General features: G+C 40.6%; 11 protein-coding genes and 3 tRNA genes. 3 read left to right on the top strand and 11 right to left on the bottom strand.

Annotated features, from left to right (window positions below; all coding sequences use genetic code 11):
* Nucleotides 1–123: 123 nt before the first annotated feature.
* The 6 genes from F903_RS00365 to rnr all read right to left on the bottom strand — a co-directional run bounded on the left by F903_RS00365 (nt 124) and on the right by rnr (nt 6,979).
* Nucleotides 124–993, bottom strand: coding sequence for a DMT family transporter (locus F903_RS00365; protein WP_005193669.1), 870 nt, complete (start codon nt 991–993; stop codon nt 124–126).
* Nucleotides 994–1,053: 60 nt separating this feature from the next.
* Nucleotides 1,054–1,506 carry a hypothetical protein gene (locus tag F903_RS00360; RefSeq protein WP_005193668.1) on the bottom strand — a complete coding sequence of 151 codons (453 nt, stop codon included), beginning with the start codon at nt 1,504–1,506 and terminating at the stop codon, nt 1,054–1,056.
* 13 nt (nt 1,507–1,519) lie between these two features.
* On the bottom strand, nt 1,520–1,726 hold the full coding sequence (locus F903_RS00355; RefSeq protein WP_004672960.1) for a YheV family putative metal-binding protein: 207 nt from the start codon (nt 1,724–1,726) through the stop codon (nt 1,520–1,522).
* A gap of 38 nt (nt 1,727–1,764) precedes the next feature.
* Complete coding sequence (locus F903_RS00350) at nt 1,765–3,804, bottom strand: M3 family metallopeptidase (protein WP_005193667.1); 2,040 nt, start codon at nt 3,802–3,804, stop codon at nt 1,765–1,767.
* Between the two features lie 75 nt (nt 3,805–3,879).
* A complete protein-coding gene (locus tag F903_RS00345; protein WP_005193665.1) occupies nt 3,880–4,467 on the bottom strand; it encodes a hypothetical protein in 588 nt (195 codons plus the stop codon).
* An 85-nt stretch (nt 4,468–4,552) separates the two neighbouring features.
* A complete protein-coding gene (rnr, locus tag F903_RS00340; protein WP_005193664.1) occupies nt 4,553–6,979 on the bottom strand; it encodes a ribonuclease R in 2,427 nt (808 codons plus the stop codon).
* Nucleotides 6,980–7,237: 258 nt separating this feature from the next.
* Here rnr and F903_RS00335 point away from each other — a divergent pair.
* The 3 genes from F903_RS00335 (at nt 7,238) to F903_RS00325 (ending at nt 7,541) form a co-directional block, all read left to right on the top strand.
* Nucleotides 7,238–7,327, top strand: a tRNA-Ser gene (locus F903_RS00335).
* Nucleotides 7,328–7,340: 13 nt separating this feature from the next.
* Nucleotides 7,341–7,417, top strand: a tRNA-Arg gene (locus tag F903_RS00330).
* 47 nt (nt 7,418–7,464) lie between these two features.
* A tRNA-Arg gene (locus tag F903_RS00325) sits at nt 7,465–7,541 on the top strand.
* A 120-nt stretch (nt 7,542–7,661) separates the two neighbouring features.
* Here the strand turns inward: F903_RS00325 and F903_RS00320 are convergent.
* The 5 genes from F903_RS00320 to F903_RS00300 all read right to left on the bottom strand — a co-directional run bounded on the left by F903_RS00320 (nt 7,662) and on the right by F903_RS00300 (nt 13,530).
* Nucleotides 7,662–8,699 (bottom strand): AbrB family transcriptional regulator, encoded by a 1,038-nt coding sequence (locus tag F903_RS00320; protein WP_005193663.1) that lies wholly within the window; start codon nt 8,697–8,699, stop codon nt 7,662–7,664.
* Nucleotides 8,700–8,810: 111 nt separating this feature from the next.
* Nucleotides 8,811–10,307 (bottom strand): tripartite tricarboxylate transporter permease, encoded by a 1,497-nt coding sequence (locus tag F903_RS00315; protein ID WP_005193662.1) that lies wholly within the window; start codon nt 10,305–10,307, stop codon nt 8,811–8,813.
* A gap of 14 nt (nt 10,308–10,321) precedes the next feature.
* Entirely contained in the window at nt 10,322–10,765 is a 444-nt protein-coding gene (locus F903_RS00310) for a tripartite tricarboxylate transporter TctB family protein (RefSeq protein WP_004672951.1), read from the bottom strand.
* 101 nt (nt 10,766–10,866) lie between these two features.
* Nucleotides 10,867–11,862: a tripartite tricarboxylate transporter substrate binding protein gene (locus F903_RS00305; RefSeq protein ID WP_005193661.1), complete on the bottom strand. Its 996-nt coding sequence runs from the start codon at nt 11,860–11,862 to the stop codon at nt 10,867–10,869.
* Between the two features lie 558 nt (nt 11,863–12,420).
* On the bottom strand, nt 12,421–13,530 hold the full coding sequence (locus tag F903_RS00300) for a porin (protein WP_005193659.1): 1,110 nt from the start codon (nt 13,528–13,530) through the stop codon (nt 12,421–12,423).
* Between the last annotated feature and the right edge of the window lie 673 nt (nt 13,531–14,203).

Raw genomic sequence — 14,203 nt, 5'->3', positions numbered from 1 at the left:
AGCACCTTCGGGTGCTTTTTTATGCACTGAACAATTGTGTATTGATTGAATTGAACATTTATTTGGGCGTAAGGGGTATTCACTGGAACAAAAACTGGTTAGCCAAGAGTTATGGTTTTTTAATTACTTTTGTTTTTGTATAAATGGGCTACATAACAAAATCGCCACTAGAATAAAAGCAAACCCAATCAAACTATATATATCGGGGATTTCTTGCCAAAGAAAAAATCCCCAAATGCCAGCAAAAATGATCGCCATATAATTCACTGGCGCAATCTGACCAGCAGGCGCAAGGCGATAAGCATGTGACATAAAGATTTGGCTAGTATTGGCAAGGATACCTGCACTGATTAGGAAAAATAACTCTTTGAGGTGATATGGGCGCCAAACCCAAAACATCGGAATCACAGAAAGGAATGAACCAATCAAGCAGAAATAAAACACAATTCGTTCAGGTGGTTCTGTCCGAGTAAGTGCTCGTACAGTGACAAAGGCCAGTGCAGCAAATAGACTTGATGCCATCCCAATCACCGCAATCCAGTTCAGCAAGCCTTGATCAGGTTTGGCAACAAAAATAACTCCAATCAATCCTAAAGCTGCGGCACAAAGCATCGCTGCTGTGATTCGTTCTTTTAAAAATAACCATGCGATGAGTGGAATAAAAATGGGTGATGAATAGGTAAATACCATGGCATTGGAGAGTTTTAGATGCGCAATGGCATAGAAAAACCCATACATAGCTGCAAGCCCGATCAAACTGCGCCATGTATGCATCCATAGTTTTTCTGTTTTTACAAAACCAAAACCTTGTTGAAAGATAAAGGGGATAAACAGAATGAGTCCAACGATGTTTCGAAAAAAGACGATTGTATAGTTATCAACGGTATGAGATGCATAGCGAATACAGATCCCCATCACTGAGAATAAAAGTGCAGAGAGCATGAGACATGCAATGGCAATGGGTACTGGATAGCGCTGACCGATACTGGACATAGAATAACAATGCTAGAAGGAGATCTTCATTCTAGCAAAATGGGAATAGCGAAAACGCTTTTAAGATGATTGAGCTTGCTGAATTTGAGCCTCTAATAATTTAATTTGTTCCTCTTTCAGCCTGAGCAGCGCATCGACATCTTCATGTTGCTGTTTTAAATCTTTTTGCTGATCTTTTAATTGATGGTGAATATCATCTAATTTAGCGATTTCTTCTTTGGCTAAGCTGTCATTGGTCGGTAATGGTTCCTTTATTAATGACTCTTGTACTAATTGAATCGATGCGGTGGCTTCGTTCTCAGTCATTGTGGTGATCTCAGAGGCAGCGCTACTTACTTCATCTGGTGAAGCAATTGTTTCCTCAGCGATAGGTTGATCTGAGTTCTTACTGGGCTGTAGATTCTTCTTTGCCAAAAACCATTGTATTGCAAAAAACAAAACCACAATGATGCTAATACCAGCAATGATCATCCACAATAGTTTAGTATTTTTGGTTTGGTCGGGTGACGTCATTTTTTTTAACCTTCTAGTCAAAATGACGAGGTTTGAACTGTATCACCCCAATTTCATCTGGCTCTGCGATTTCAGGTTCATCCACTTGAGTTGGCCGTTTTTCGCTATAAGCACATTCGATACATTCAATCCACTCGTCATCCACAGTAGTGATCTTAACCACACGATCTAACGCGCCACATTTGGGGCATTTTGCACCCGCGATGAACTGTCTTTTCATGTCAGTTAATACCACCCTGTGAACAATAATGACGTAGTTTAAGCGGTTTTATCAGCGTTCGTCCAACCTTGATGACGCAATAATGCATCTATTTTCGGTTCTCTTTTTCGGAAATTGCGAAACGCATCAAGTGCTGTATCTTTTCCGCCAACTGCTAGGATAAACTGCCGAAACTCTTTTCCTGTCTCGGTGTTAAAAATACCTTCATTTTCGAAGCGATCAAAGGCATCACTCGCTAAAACTTCAGCCCATTTATACGAGTAATAACCTGCCGCATAACCGCCTGCGAAGATGTGACTAAAGCTATGCTGAAAACGGTTATAAGCAACAGCAGGAACTACCGCAAATTTATCTCGGATATCATCCAAGGTTGCTTGGATCTGCTGGCTGTTTAATGCAGGTGCCTGACGATGGATGGTCAGATCGAACAATGCAAATTCAATCTGACGTAGCGTTTGCATACCTGATTGGAAGAAACGTGCGTTCAACAATGCAGCTAACAATTCTTGCGGTAAAGTTTGCTTGGTTTCAGTATGTTCACTGAGCACGTCTAGACTTTCATTGTCCCAAGCCCAGAATTCCATAAACTGACTTGGTAATTCAACCGCATCCCATGCGACGCCGTGTGTACCAGCAACTGAGATATTATCCACTTCTGTGAGCATGTGATGTAAGCCATGACCAAACTCATGGAATAAGGTAATCACTTCATCATGGGTGAGTAGTGCAGGTTGATCACCAATCGGTGGAGTAAAGTTACACACCATATAGCAGATTGGTTTTTGTAATCCTGTTGCGGTTTGCACACGGGAACGGAAACCACTCATCCATGCACCACCGCGTTTACCGTTGCGGGCATATAAGTCAAAGTAGAAGCCACCAATGACTTGCCCTTGATCCTCAATTTCAAAATAGCGCACATCATTCTGCCAAACAGGTGCTTGGCGTTCGATGATTTGGATGTCATACAGGCGTTGCACGATCTGAAATAAACCTTGAACAACTTTTGATGCGGGGAAATAAGGTTTAAGTGCTTCTTGAGATAAATTAAATTGTTGTTGTTTCAGCTTTTCAGAATAATAGGTTGCATCCCACGGTTTTAATTCATCAACGCCATCTTGTTGGGCAATGCTTTTAAGTTCAGCAACTTCTGCGAGGGCAGGTGTGCGAGCGTGTTCAGCCAAATCAACTAAGAACTTATCGACTGTTTCAACATCAGGTGCCATTTTGCTGGCAAGTGAGTATTCTGCAAAATTATTAAAACCAAGTAATTGTGCCATTTCCTGACGCAGGCTGAGGATTTCTTCCATCACAGGCGTATTATCAAACTCGATTTTATCAGACTGCTCAGATGCACGTGTTACATAGGCCTTATACAACTCTTCTCTTAATGCTCGATCATCGGCATAAGTCATAATCGCGAAATAAGCAGGGAAGTCGAGTGTCGCAACTGCTTGCTCAAGCTCACGTTGTTGTCCATATTGTTTCAGTAACTCGATGCTGCTTTGTGGTAAGCCCTTTAGTTGTGATTCATTTAAAGGTTTGAAGTAAGCTTGAGTGGCATCCAGCACGTGGTTAGAGAAATCTGAAGAGAGTTGAGATAAGCGTGCTGAGATTTCCGCATAGCGTTTTTTGGCTTCGCCTTCGAGTGCCACACCTGAAAGTTTAAAGTCGCGTAGCGCCAGTTTAATGGCACTTTGTTGTGCTTCACTGAGGGTTTGGAACGCAACGTTATCATGAACCTGTTGATAGGTTTGATAGAGCGCCGCGTGCTGTCCAAGTTGTGTGTAGTATTCGCTCAAGCTCGGTAATAGTGATTGATATACTTCACGGGTTTCAGGGTTATTCATGACAGCATTGAGATGCGACAAAATGCCCCATGCTTCACTCATGTTATTTTCTAGCTGATCAACTTCGGTCAATGTTACCAATTGAGTTTTGGTATCTTGAGGGGCTTCACTTAGGTGAGTTAAGAAGTTCTGACCATTTTGAATGCTTTGTTCAATCTGTTGTTTTAATTCGGCAAGTTGAATTTGATCAAATTGAGGAACGGGAAGCGTTGCTTGCTGTAGTGTCATTCTATTTTTGCCATATCATCTTTAAACATAGTTATAGATGTAGGGCTTAAAGGTTGATAAATCAAGGTTGATTTTTTATTTATTCGTTAGGTTTTGCGTTGTGATCTGAATTTCATCAATTGATAGAATATATGTGCCGAAGTGACTTTGGCGAGTAATTAACTTTAATTTGAGATGATAATTTTTATACGCTTCATATTCATTCAAAGTAATTCTAAAAATAGGAATTCCTGCATAAACTGTTTGGAAAGAATAAAAATCTGCATTTCGGGAGCGTTTTTTTACGGCAGTGGCTGATGTTTCCACGATTTGAGGTTGTCCGACCATATACGTCCATAGCATTGGAAGGGTGCCTGCTAAGTTGAGCCAGAGTAACGGAATAATAAATAAAGGAAAAATAACTAACACGTGAAGTCTAGGCTGCATTTGTACGCGTCGCCATTGTCGTGGAATCACCCACTCCTGATTCATTTTCAAATTGAGAAAGTAAAGCATGAGCAATACATAGAAAAAGCTAGCAATTACCAAGGCGACAAACTTTACTGTTAATGTAGGTGAAAAGTTCCCTTTAAATATATAAATAGCCGCACTAATACTCAAAAAGAATAAACAAACGAGTACATAGTAATGATAATAATATTTTGTGATTTTATAATGAGACATTAGGATTTTATTTGTATTTTGACATTATTTAACTATGTATTATATAACAAAAAATAAGAGAGCCGAAGCTCTCTTATTTTATAGACTACTCAGCTTTAGGCTTAGTATTTGACTTTTTCTTTTTTGGTTTTGCTTTCTTCTTCACCTTTTCTTTGCTTTCAGGCTTAGAAGCGCTCTTTTTGCTTGGTTTCTTTGCGTAAGGACTAGCTTTGTCCTTATTCTTCTTTTTAGCAACGGGCTTTTCACCATCTTCACTGAGTTGAGCGATGATAGGTGCTTTGCTAAATACTTCTTCAGTGGTTAGGGTTTTGTTTGAAGCAGTACGTGGTGCTTTTTGACGAATCACACGACCCAAGTGCGTCAATTGCTGAATCAGTTGGAAGTCGATTTTACGTTCTTCCAAGTTCACACCAGCGACTTTGATTTTGACTTCATCACCTAAACTAAAGGCTTGCCCACGGTTTTGTCCAACCAGACTTTGGCTGGCTTGATCATAGAGGAAATAATCCTCACCGAGTTGGCTGACATGGATCATACCGTCCACATACAAGTCTTTAAGGGTGACAAATAAACCAAACTCAGTCACAGCACTAATCAGGCCAACAAACTCGTCACCTAAATGCTGTTGCATATAGTGGCATTTCAACCATGTGGTCACACTACGTGAAGCTTCATCGGCACGACGTTCGGTTTGAGAGAAATGCTCACCAGCATCATCCAAGGCTGCGCCAGAAAGCGTGTGTGGCTTTTGTTGCAAGTGCGTTTTAATGGCACGATGCAGCAATAAATCGGGGTAACGACGAATTGGTGAGGTGAAATGCGTATACGCTTCATATGCCAAACCGTAGTGCCCCGAGTTTTTTGCGCCGTAGTATGCTTGCATCATTGAGCGCAATAACACCGCATGAATACTTGGTGCATCCAGTCGATCCTTGGTCGCTTCGATTACGCGTTGATAATCTGCTTGGGTCGGTTGTTCTGGGAATGGTAGACCGAGTAATTTCACAAAATCACGCACTTTTTGAATACGTGAAAATTCTGGCGCTTCATGCACACGATAGAGCATCGGAATATCATGTTCTAAAGCGTATTCTGCTGCCGCGACATTGGCGAGCAACATACACTCTTCAATCAGTTTATGAGCAACATTGCGCGTACGCGGCAAGATTTCTTTGATACCACCCAATTCATCAAAGGTCATATAGGTTTCAATGGTTTCAAATTCCATTGCATGACGTTCTGCACGTAAGCCTTTTAGGGTTTGATAAAGTTGGAACAGGGTGTTCAGTGATTTATGAATACTTTTATCTTGTGGAATCGCATCTGTTGTACCATCAAAATATTCACTGACTTGGGTATAAGTCAAACGTGCTTTGGAATGCATCACCGCAGGGTAGAATTCATAACCTGTCACTTTACCTGCACGAGACAGTTTTAAATCACAGACCATACATAGACGGTCAAGGTGCGGATTTAAAGAACACAGTCCATTTGACAATGCTTCAGGCAACATCGGTAAAACAAAGTGTGGGAAATAAACTGATGTCCCACGGTCTTCTGCTTCTTCATTCAAAGCTGAATCTAAACGGACATAATGACTGACATCGGCAATTGCCACCACCACACGATAGCCACCACCAGGACGTTTTTCTGCATACACGGCATCGTCAAAGTCACGCGCATCTTCACCATCAATAGTGACTAATGGCAGATCGCGTAAATCCACACGTCCTTTATGGTCTTGTGCAGACGGTTCTTTGAAGCTTTCAGCCTCTTTAATCACCGCTTCTGGAAACTCGTAAGGTAATCCAAATTCTAAAATCGTTTGCGGAATAATAATTTCGGTATCCGCTTTATCTGCCATGGATTGAATCACATGACCTGTTGCTAATTCTTCACGTGTAGGGTAGTCATCAATCGCAATACGCAACATATCACCAACTTTTGCATTGGCATGTTCAATCAGTTCTTTTTCTAAGGTGATTGGTTGGTGCTGATTGGGATTACTGGGTTGAATAAAATATTCACCATCATGTTCAATGACTTTACCAATAATCTGTTTAACGCGGTGTTGAACCACTTCGCTAATAAAGCCCCAAGCCTTACCTTTACGGTCGACTGAGGTCTGACGAACCTTGACGCGATCGCCATTAAAGACCAGTCGCAATTCACGTTCAGCTAGGAGGATGTCGTTTTGCCCTGCGATATTGGCAGTACCTAGACCTTTACTGTTGATATATACCGTTGCCTCATGGCTCGGAAGGTCTGTTGCTGGCTGAAATTTATAGCCATCCTTCATTAACTGGCCATCACGCACCATCGCACTTAAACGATGGTTTAATGCATCAATACTTTTTTGATCTTGAAGATTAAAGCACTCGACGAGTTCTGCATGAGATTGAGCAGTTTGTAATTGTTCTAATGTGGTTAAAATAAGAGTTCGGCTCGGAATCGGGTTGTCATAACGTTCGGCTTCTGCTTTTGCTTCGGGATCGCCCCAGTTTTTAATCATATCGTTTCATTTCACATCTGGCAGATCGCTTTAGCATAAGTCATTCAAACTTCGACTGCACGTCAAAGATTGCAAGTTTCTGTTTACGCCACGGATCTGTATAAAAGAGAAGCCTATATTAACAAGCGTTGAGGCAAAAAATGCTGAAAAAATACCAAAATCGTTTAAAAAATATTTGATTGATATAAAAAAACAGAAAAAAACAGGATCTTCCCTTGTGTAAAGGAGTTTTAGTTTGTATTATTGCGCTCGTGTTACGGTGAGATGGGTGAGTGGCTGAAACCACATCCCTGCTAAGGATGCGTACGGGTAACTGTACCGAGGGTTCGAATCCCTCTCTCACCGCCATTTTTTACTTAATGCGCTCATAGCTCAGCTGGATAGAGCACTTGGCTACGAACTAAGGGGTCGGGAGTTCGAATCTCTCTGAGCGCACCAAGTAAATATTGCACAAGTAACACATGCCACATTGGCACATAAGTAATGCGCTCATAGCTCAGCTGGATAGAGCACTTGGCTACGAACTAAGGGGTCGGGAGTTCGAATCTCTCTGAGCGCACCAACTTAATGAAAAACACCGCTTAATTGCGGTTTTTTTGTGCCTGAATTTTCTGAGTAAATACTTTTGAACTAAACGGTGATCAACAATAGTTGCCGTCTAATTTTTAAAAGACGATTTCTTTCATTTCTTTTGCAGCACTTTTTCAAAGAAAAGATATAAATAGCCTACAGTTCCCAATACGCCAACCATACGCACCACATGAAATGCAGTCACCAAAGGCACACCTAGTTGTAATACATTTGCGGTAATGGTCATTTCAGCGACACCACCGGGTGCGAGACCTAAGCCAAGTGTCGGTAGGGGAATATCTGTCCATCGCATTAGGATGTATGCAACTAAGCCTGTGAGTACCAATGCGCCAAGATTACAGAGTGCGACAATACTTAGATAGTGTGGTGCGGTTTTAAAAAATCCAGCTTTAAATTTATTGCCAAGTGACCAGCCGAGTAAAACTTGTCCCAAGTGCACAATGGGATCTGGTATAGCTGAGAGATGAATATTTTGTGCGGTAAAAAAAATAGTAATCAGTAATGCGCCAAAGGTCCAAGGGTTGGGGAGTTTGTAGTGCTGGAAAATACGACTGGCGAGATAAGATAAAATCACCAAAAGGACCAAACCAAACCAATTCATTTCCATATTACGGTCGATGTGATGGTCATCAAAGCCATGCCATCCCATAAACTGATAGGCGAATGGGACAATCACCACCACCATGAGTACCCGTAAAGTATGTGCTGATGCGACTTTGTCGACTCGAGCTTCATAATGTTCTGCTAAATGTGACATTTCATTTGCCCCGCCAATCGCGGAAGCAAACCAAGCTGTTTTAAAATCGACTTTGCCCCAACGTTGTAAGATGACAGCACCAATCCCACCTAACATTAACGCGAACAGTAGACCAATCAATAATGCGAGCCAATTTTTTGCAATCAGATGCAGCATTTCTGGCGTGAAATACAAACCTAAAGTCAGTCCGATAATCGATAAACCGATACTGCGTGCAGCACTGTGACACTCAATTGGGGCGTGATTAATTTTCAGTAAAGCGGTAATAAACAGTGATCCCAATAGCCAAGGGATGGGCAAGTGCAACCACTGTGCAAGCTGAGCACCAAGAAAGGCGATGGCTAGACTCAAAGCATACTTTAGATATTGCATTGAATGAGATCACATAAACTAGAACAATGCGTAATCGCAGAGTAGACCAATCGTAATGAGGTAATCACGAGACTTCTTTCATCAAAAGAAGTCTACGATTGGTCGGTAATATTAAATTGCTTTATGGCGATTGCGTAACCAACGAATCAACGGTAATACAATCATGATACCCGCCAACATCCATAAGGTCTTGGTAATATAGCCATCAAATAGGATGGATAGTTCACCTTGAGAAATGGAGAGTGCGCGGCGCAAGCTCGATTCCATGAGTTCACCTAACACGAACCCGAGAATGAGTGCTGATAAAGGGAAATTAAGTTTACGTAAAATATAACCAAAAATACCTAAAATCACCATGAACACAAGGTCGAAGACTGTGCTATGGATGGCATACACCCCCACGAAGCTGACTGCTGCGATGGCTGGAAGCAAAATAAAGTTTGGCACACTCAGTAGCTTGGCAAAGAAGCGAACCAATGAGATGTTCATAATGAGTAGTAATACACTGACCACAAACAATGAGGCAATCAGTCCCCAAACAATCGTTGGTTGTTCGGTGAATAACTGTGGACCGGGCGTAATGTTATAAAGCGTCAAAGCGCCTAACATGACTGCTGTTGTGCCTGAACCGGGTACACCTAGGGTGAGCATCGGAATAAATGAACCACATGCTGACGCATTGTTGGCAGCTTCTGGTGCAGCAATACCACGCAAATCACCTTCACCAAATTTGCCATCTTTTCCTGCGAGTTTACGTTCGCTGGTATAAGACATTGCACTGGCGATGGTTGCACCCGCACCAGGTAAAATACCCACAATAAAGCCAAGCAAAGAACTGCGAATCGTTGTGCCTAAGGTGAACATAAACTCTTTGAGATTGAATAAGCTGCGCTTGCCTTGTCCTAAAGCTTTTTGTCCAACCGTTGTTTTTTCCAGCATGATTAGAATTTCGCTGATACTGAAAAAACCAATCACAATTGTTGTAAATTGTACGCCGTCGCTTAAATTGACTGAACCAAAGGTAAAACGATATACACCAGTGACAGCATCAACACCTACGGTCGCAAACAATAAACCGATCAATGCTGCAATGGCTGTTTTAATGGGTTGGTCGCCCACTAAGCCACTTAAACACGTTAGTGCGAATACCATTAAAACGAAATATTCAGCAGGCCCGAAAACAATTGCCCATTTTGCTAAAAGTGGTGCAAATAACACGATTCCCGTGATTGCGATTAAGCTGCCAATAAATGAGCTCATAGCTGAAAGTGATAGTGCAATCCCTGCCTTACCTTGTTTAGCGAGTGGATATCCATCCATCGTTGACATAATGGCGGCAGCATCACCGGGCACATTGATGAGAATCGCGGAAATACGTCCTCCATATTCACAGCCGAGATAGACTGCTGCTAATAGGATTAGCGCACTTTCGGGTGGGAGGCCCAATGCGTAAGCAAAAGGGAGTAGTAATGCGACACCATTGATCGGACCGAGTCCGGGTAATAGTCCAACAATTGTTCCAATAAATGCACCGATGAGCGCGATCATTAGGTTTTGAGGTGTTAATGCGACTTGAAAGCCGTACATTAAATATTCATAAACTTCCATTTATTCTTCCTTGATTAACTAAAAAATCCCAATGGCAGCGGTACATCTAATACGTAGTCAAATAACCCGTATAAAAGACAACCAAAGACAATGCCTGAGATTAGTGATGCTTTGATGCTTCCTCCAAAAAGGGTGCCGACAAGGAAAAACATGATGGCGGTCGCAATAGGAAACCCTAAGAATTCAAAAGTTACCGCGTAAATCAGCATAAACAGCATCAATAAGCCGATTCTTTTTAGAATTGAAGGTGTGTAGCCTAAATCAATGAACTCAGCTAATTTTTGAGGTCTAAATGTTAGATAAAAACAACTTACAATCAGTAGTAATAGGAGCAGTACGGGATAGGGGCGCGGCCCTAAAGGGTCATACGCAAAAGGGGCGACATAGCCCCAAGCTAAATAAAGAAGACCTAAACTGACGAGTCCCAAAGTCCCTGAAAAAATCCTTTCTGCGGACATAAATAATTCCTTTTCTGTACTAAAATTCAGGAGCATTTCAATACTGAGTTTTTTCGCTATAGCAAAATGTGAGGATTGAAATGCTCTAATCGCTTTAAGGGTTATTTTGTAACGAGATCGAACTCTTTTGATAAATCTCTGAGTTGATTAGTCTGTTGCATGACAAATTTATCTAACTCTTCTCCAGTCATAGAAAGCGGGAGTAAATCGAATTGTTCTCGAGATTTTTCAAACTTCGGATCAAGCATCATTTTTTCAAATGATGTTTTCCACCATTGATAGGCTTCGTCACTAACTTTTGGGCCAACATAGTAACCACGAACCACAGGCCATTGGATGTCAAAACCTTGTTCTTTTGCTGTTGGTATATCAGCTAAAGCATTTGGTAGGCGCTCAGGTGCAAATACCGCGAGTGCACGTAACTTACCTGATTTGACATGAGGAATAACTTCAGCAACACCTGCGCTAACCACTTGGATATGGTTGCCTAAAACAGATGTGACGGCTTCACCACCGCCTTCTAACGCAATATAGGTCATTTCTTTTGGATTCACGCCAGCAGCTTTAGCGAGCATTGCGGTTTGCATCCAGTCTTGACCGCCAACACTACCGCCAGCGCCGAAACTTACTGATTTAGGGTTTTTCTTAAGGGCGGCAACGAGGTCATTCAGGTTTTTATAAGGAGATTCTGCATTGACTGCAACCACGCCATAGTCAGTGCCTACGATCGCTAACCAACGAACATCTTTTTCAGTATATTGACCGAATTTTCCTTGTGAGAGATTCAGTAGCGAACCTGTGGAAAAAGCGACAATGGCATTGTCATTGGCAGGGTCGTTGGCGACGATTTTATTGTATGCAACTGCACCGACACCACCCGGCATGTAGGTGACACGCATTGGGGATTTTAGTATTTCGGTTTCTTTAAAGGCATTTTGTGCCAATTTACAGGTCAGGTCAAAACCACCTCCTGGTTTTGCTGGTGCAATACATTCTGGGCGTTTAGGTTCGCCGACTTCGCCTTGTTTTTTGCTGCATGCCGTTAGACCTAATCCTAAGGTCAGTAAAGTACCAGTTAATAGAATGCCTTTTAACATTTTAAGTGTTTCTCCATAAACGGTTATATTTATATGCAAACTTTGGGTGTGCATATTTTTATATAGGCTTCGTTGCCTAAACTTTTAAAAGACGGGGGAGAGGTATTTTAAACCTTGCGGCACTCTCTACCACTTTTGCATAGCTTTAATTTGAATTGTGGAATCCGTTGTTTATCATAAAAAATAAACAGAAAAAGAATATCATTATCTTATCTATGGTTATGATTCATTTTTAAAATACATGCAAAGTAGTTATTTATTTTAGAAATACTAGGTGCTGCTAAATTATTATAGAGAGATATAAGTCGATGATTTTATTTTTAAATATAAGGGTGAATGTTTTTTGAAAAATGGGTGGTTGGTGATTGATATTTGAGCGGTGCGTGATATGGATTTGTGATAATTGGTTGAGGATGATGAATAAGCGAAGATTAAATCCTGCTTTATTATTAAATTTTTGTATTTGATTTATTGAAAATTATTGATAGGTTTAAATAATGAATAGGTATTAAAAAAGCCAAAATTGTATCAATTTTGGCTTTTTATTCGTGGTGGAGCTTAGAACTTAAACTCTAAGCCAGTACCAACAACAGGTTGTTTATCTTTTGCATCTGCTTGTTTGAAAGTTGCATAGGCTGTATAGCCATAGGCTTTTACTTGTTTGTTAAATGAATAATCTACGCCTGCCATAATTTGCTTAGCATCATAGTCTGCATCATCATTTTTAAAGCTGGTCGAATTTTGACTGTATTGTGCTTTTAGATTCCATTTCTCAAGGTTTGGGAGTCGATATTCTGCACCGACCAGCCAACCTATGGAATCATCAATATTGTTTGCGCCGACAGTATTGCCTTTTGCTTCTTCAACCTCAGATTTTTGGATTAATGCTTTTAAAGCGAGTCCATCGATTGGTTTGATACGCCCTGTCAGACGTAAAGTGTTAGCTGCTGCAAAGACTTTATCTATGTCGGTATGTGTATCTGTTGCATTGAGGAACCCGCGTCCTAAAAAGTTGCTTGGAATCGCTTTGTCGTAGGCAATCGCTGCCAAGAAGATTGGATCTGCATAGGTGATTGATGTTGACCATGCATCACCTAAGCCCCCACCATCAACAGTTACGCCACCTTGATTGCTTTTGATCCCTTGTGCTTCACCTGTTGCAAGTAAAGCATTGAATTCAATATTGGCTTCTTTACCAACTGCAAATTTGGGGGATTCATATACCACAGTATTATTGATGCGGTTTTCACCTGGCATGATACTTGTAATGTCGGCTGTGTTGCGGACGTAGTTATTGAAGCTATCAACAGCGCTGGATAATTTTTTTAATGGTGAGTTGTTTTTACCGACTTTAAGTGTTCCGTATTTGTCATCCTTTAAGCCAACATAGCGATCACGTTGCGACCAATCGGTTCCATCACCGTCGGCGTTAAATGCCCATTCGATTAGGTAAACAGCGCTGAGGCGTTCGGTTAATTTCTCTTCACCTTTAATTCCTAGAAATGAACTATTGCTGTTTACTTTCCATACATCTCGATCAGATTTGGTTGCATTGTTTTCTGGTAGGTAGTCGAGACTGGCATCGATTTCGCCATAGATCTTTGGAGCAGCGATTGCTGAGCAGGTGGTGATGCTTAATATACTGGCAATTAAAAAATTAATTTTCATTTATGTCATCCTAACAATTTAAAATTATGAATAAGCAACCGTCATCTCATTTAAATAAATGAAATATAAAATAGACCATGCTGTTTAAACGAAAATATTTATAAAGAAATCAATAAATTTAAATCCGTGTGGCATAAGTCTTGAGCTGTGTTTTCATAATTAAATACTTACACTCAAAGATTAAGTGTAGGCATCTAAGCAATCCTTCGCTAAAGAATAGATTTAATGCACGAGGCATGGCCTGTGAACTTATTCAGTGTGGATTTTATTGTATTTAAAGTGAGGTTGGCATTTAATTTTTTGATAAGGGTGGTGGTGATATTTAGTTTTATGATAAAGATGTGATTTATACTTTTATTTTGATTTCTCATTAATGTATTTTTTGATATAAATATATTAGACCTTAGTCTAGTATATTCGCTGGGATTTATCTTAAATAAGGTGCATTTATTATTAAGCATAAATTTTATTTATGACTTTTTATTAGACCTATTTATTTAGATTTTTTGTATTTCTCCCATCTGGGGGTGAAGAAATCTAATATAAAAAAACCGCTGAAATATCAGCGGTTTTTTGTATTTAAACAGGATTAGAAAAGGTTGGTACTTTCAAATAGTTGTTCAGTGAGATTGATGTTTGAAACTGAAAGATGGTCAGTAAGGTTTGTACCTGA

Origin of the sequence: Acinetobacter sp. NIPH 298 (genome assembly GCF_000369505.1) — a bacterium.
Taxonomy (GTDB): domain Bacteria; phylum Pseudomonadota; class Gammaproteobacteria; order Pseudomonadales; family Moraxellaceae; genus Acinetobacter.
This window is presented reverse-complemented; position numbering and strand designations above follow the sequence as displayed.

Coding starts and splice junctions, on each gene's coding strand:
- F903_RS00365 (WP_005193669.1), bottom strand. CDS start 993: ATGTCCAGTATCGGTCAGCGCTATCCAGTACCCATTGCCATTGCATGT.
- F903_RS00360 (WP_005193668.1), bottom strand. CDS start 1,506: ATGACGTCACCCGACCAAACCAAAAATACTAAACTATTGTGGATGATC.
- F903_RS00355 (WP_004672960.1), bottom strand. CDS start 1,726: ATGAAAAGACAGTTCATCGCGGGTGCAAAATGCCCCAAATGTGGCGCG.
- F903_RS00350 (WP_005193667.1), bottom strand. CDS start 3,804: ATGACACTACAGCAAGCAACGCTTCCCGTTCCTCAATTTGATCAAATT.
- F903_RS00345 (WP_005193665.1), bottom strand. CDS start 4,467: ATGTCTCATTATAAAATCACAAAATATTATTATCATTACTATGTACTC.
- rnr (WP_005193664.1), bottom strand. CDS start 6,979: ATGATTAAAAACTGGGGCGATCCCGAAGCAAAAGCAGAAGCCGAACGT.
- F903_RS00320 (WP_005193663.1), bottom strand. CDS start 8,699: ATGCAATATCTAAAGTATGCTTTGAGTCTAGCCATCGCCTTTCTTGGT.
- F903_RS00315 (WP_005193662.1), bottom strand. CDS start 10,307: ATGGAAGTTTATGAATATTTAATGTACGGCTTTCAAGTCGCATTAACA.
- F903_RS00310 (WP_004672951.1), bottom strand. CDS start 10,765: ATGTCCGCAGAAAGGATTTTTTCAGGGACTTTGGGACTCGTCAGTTTA.
- F903_RS00305 (WP_005193661.1), bottom strand. CDS start 11,862: ATGTTAAAAGGCATTCTATTAACTGGTACTTTACTGACCTTAGGATTA.
- F903_RS00300 (WP_005193659.1), bottom strand. CDS start 13,530: ATGAAAATTAATTTTTTAATTGCCAGTATATTAAGCATCACCACCTGC.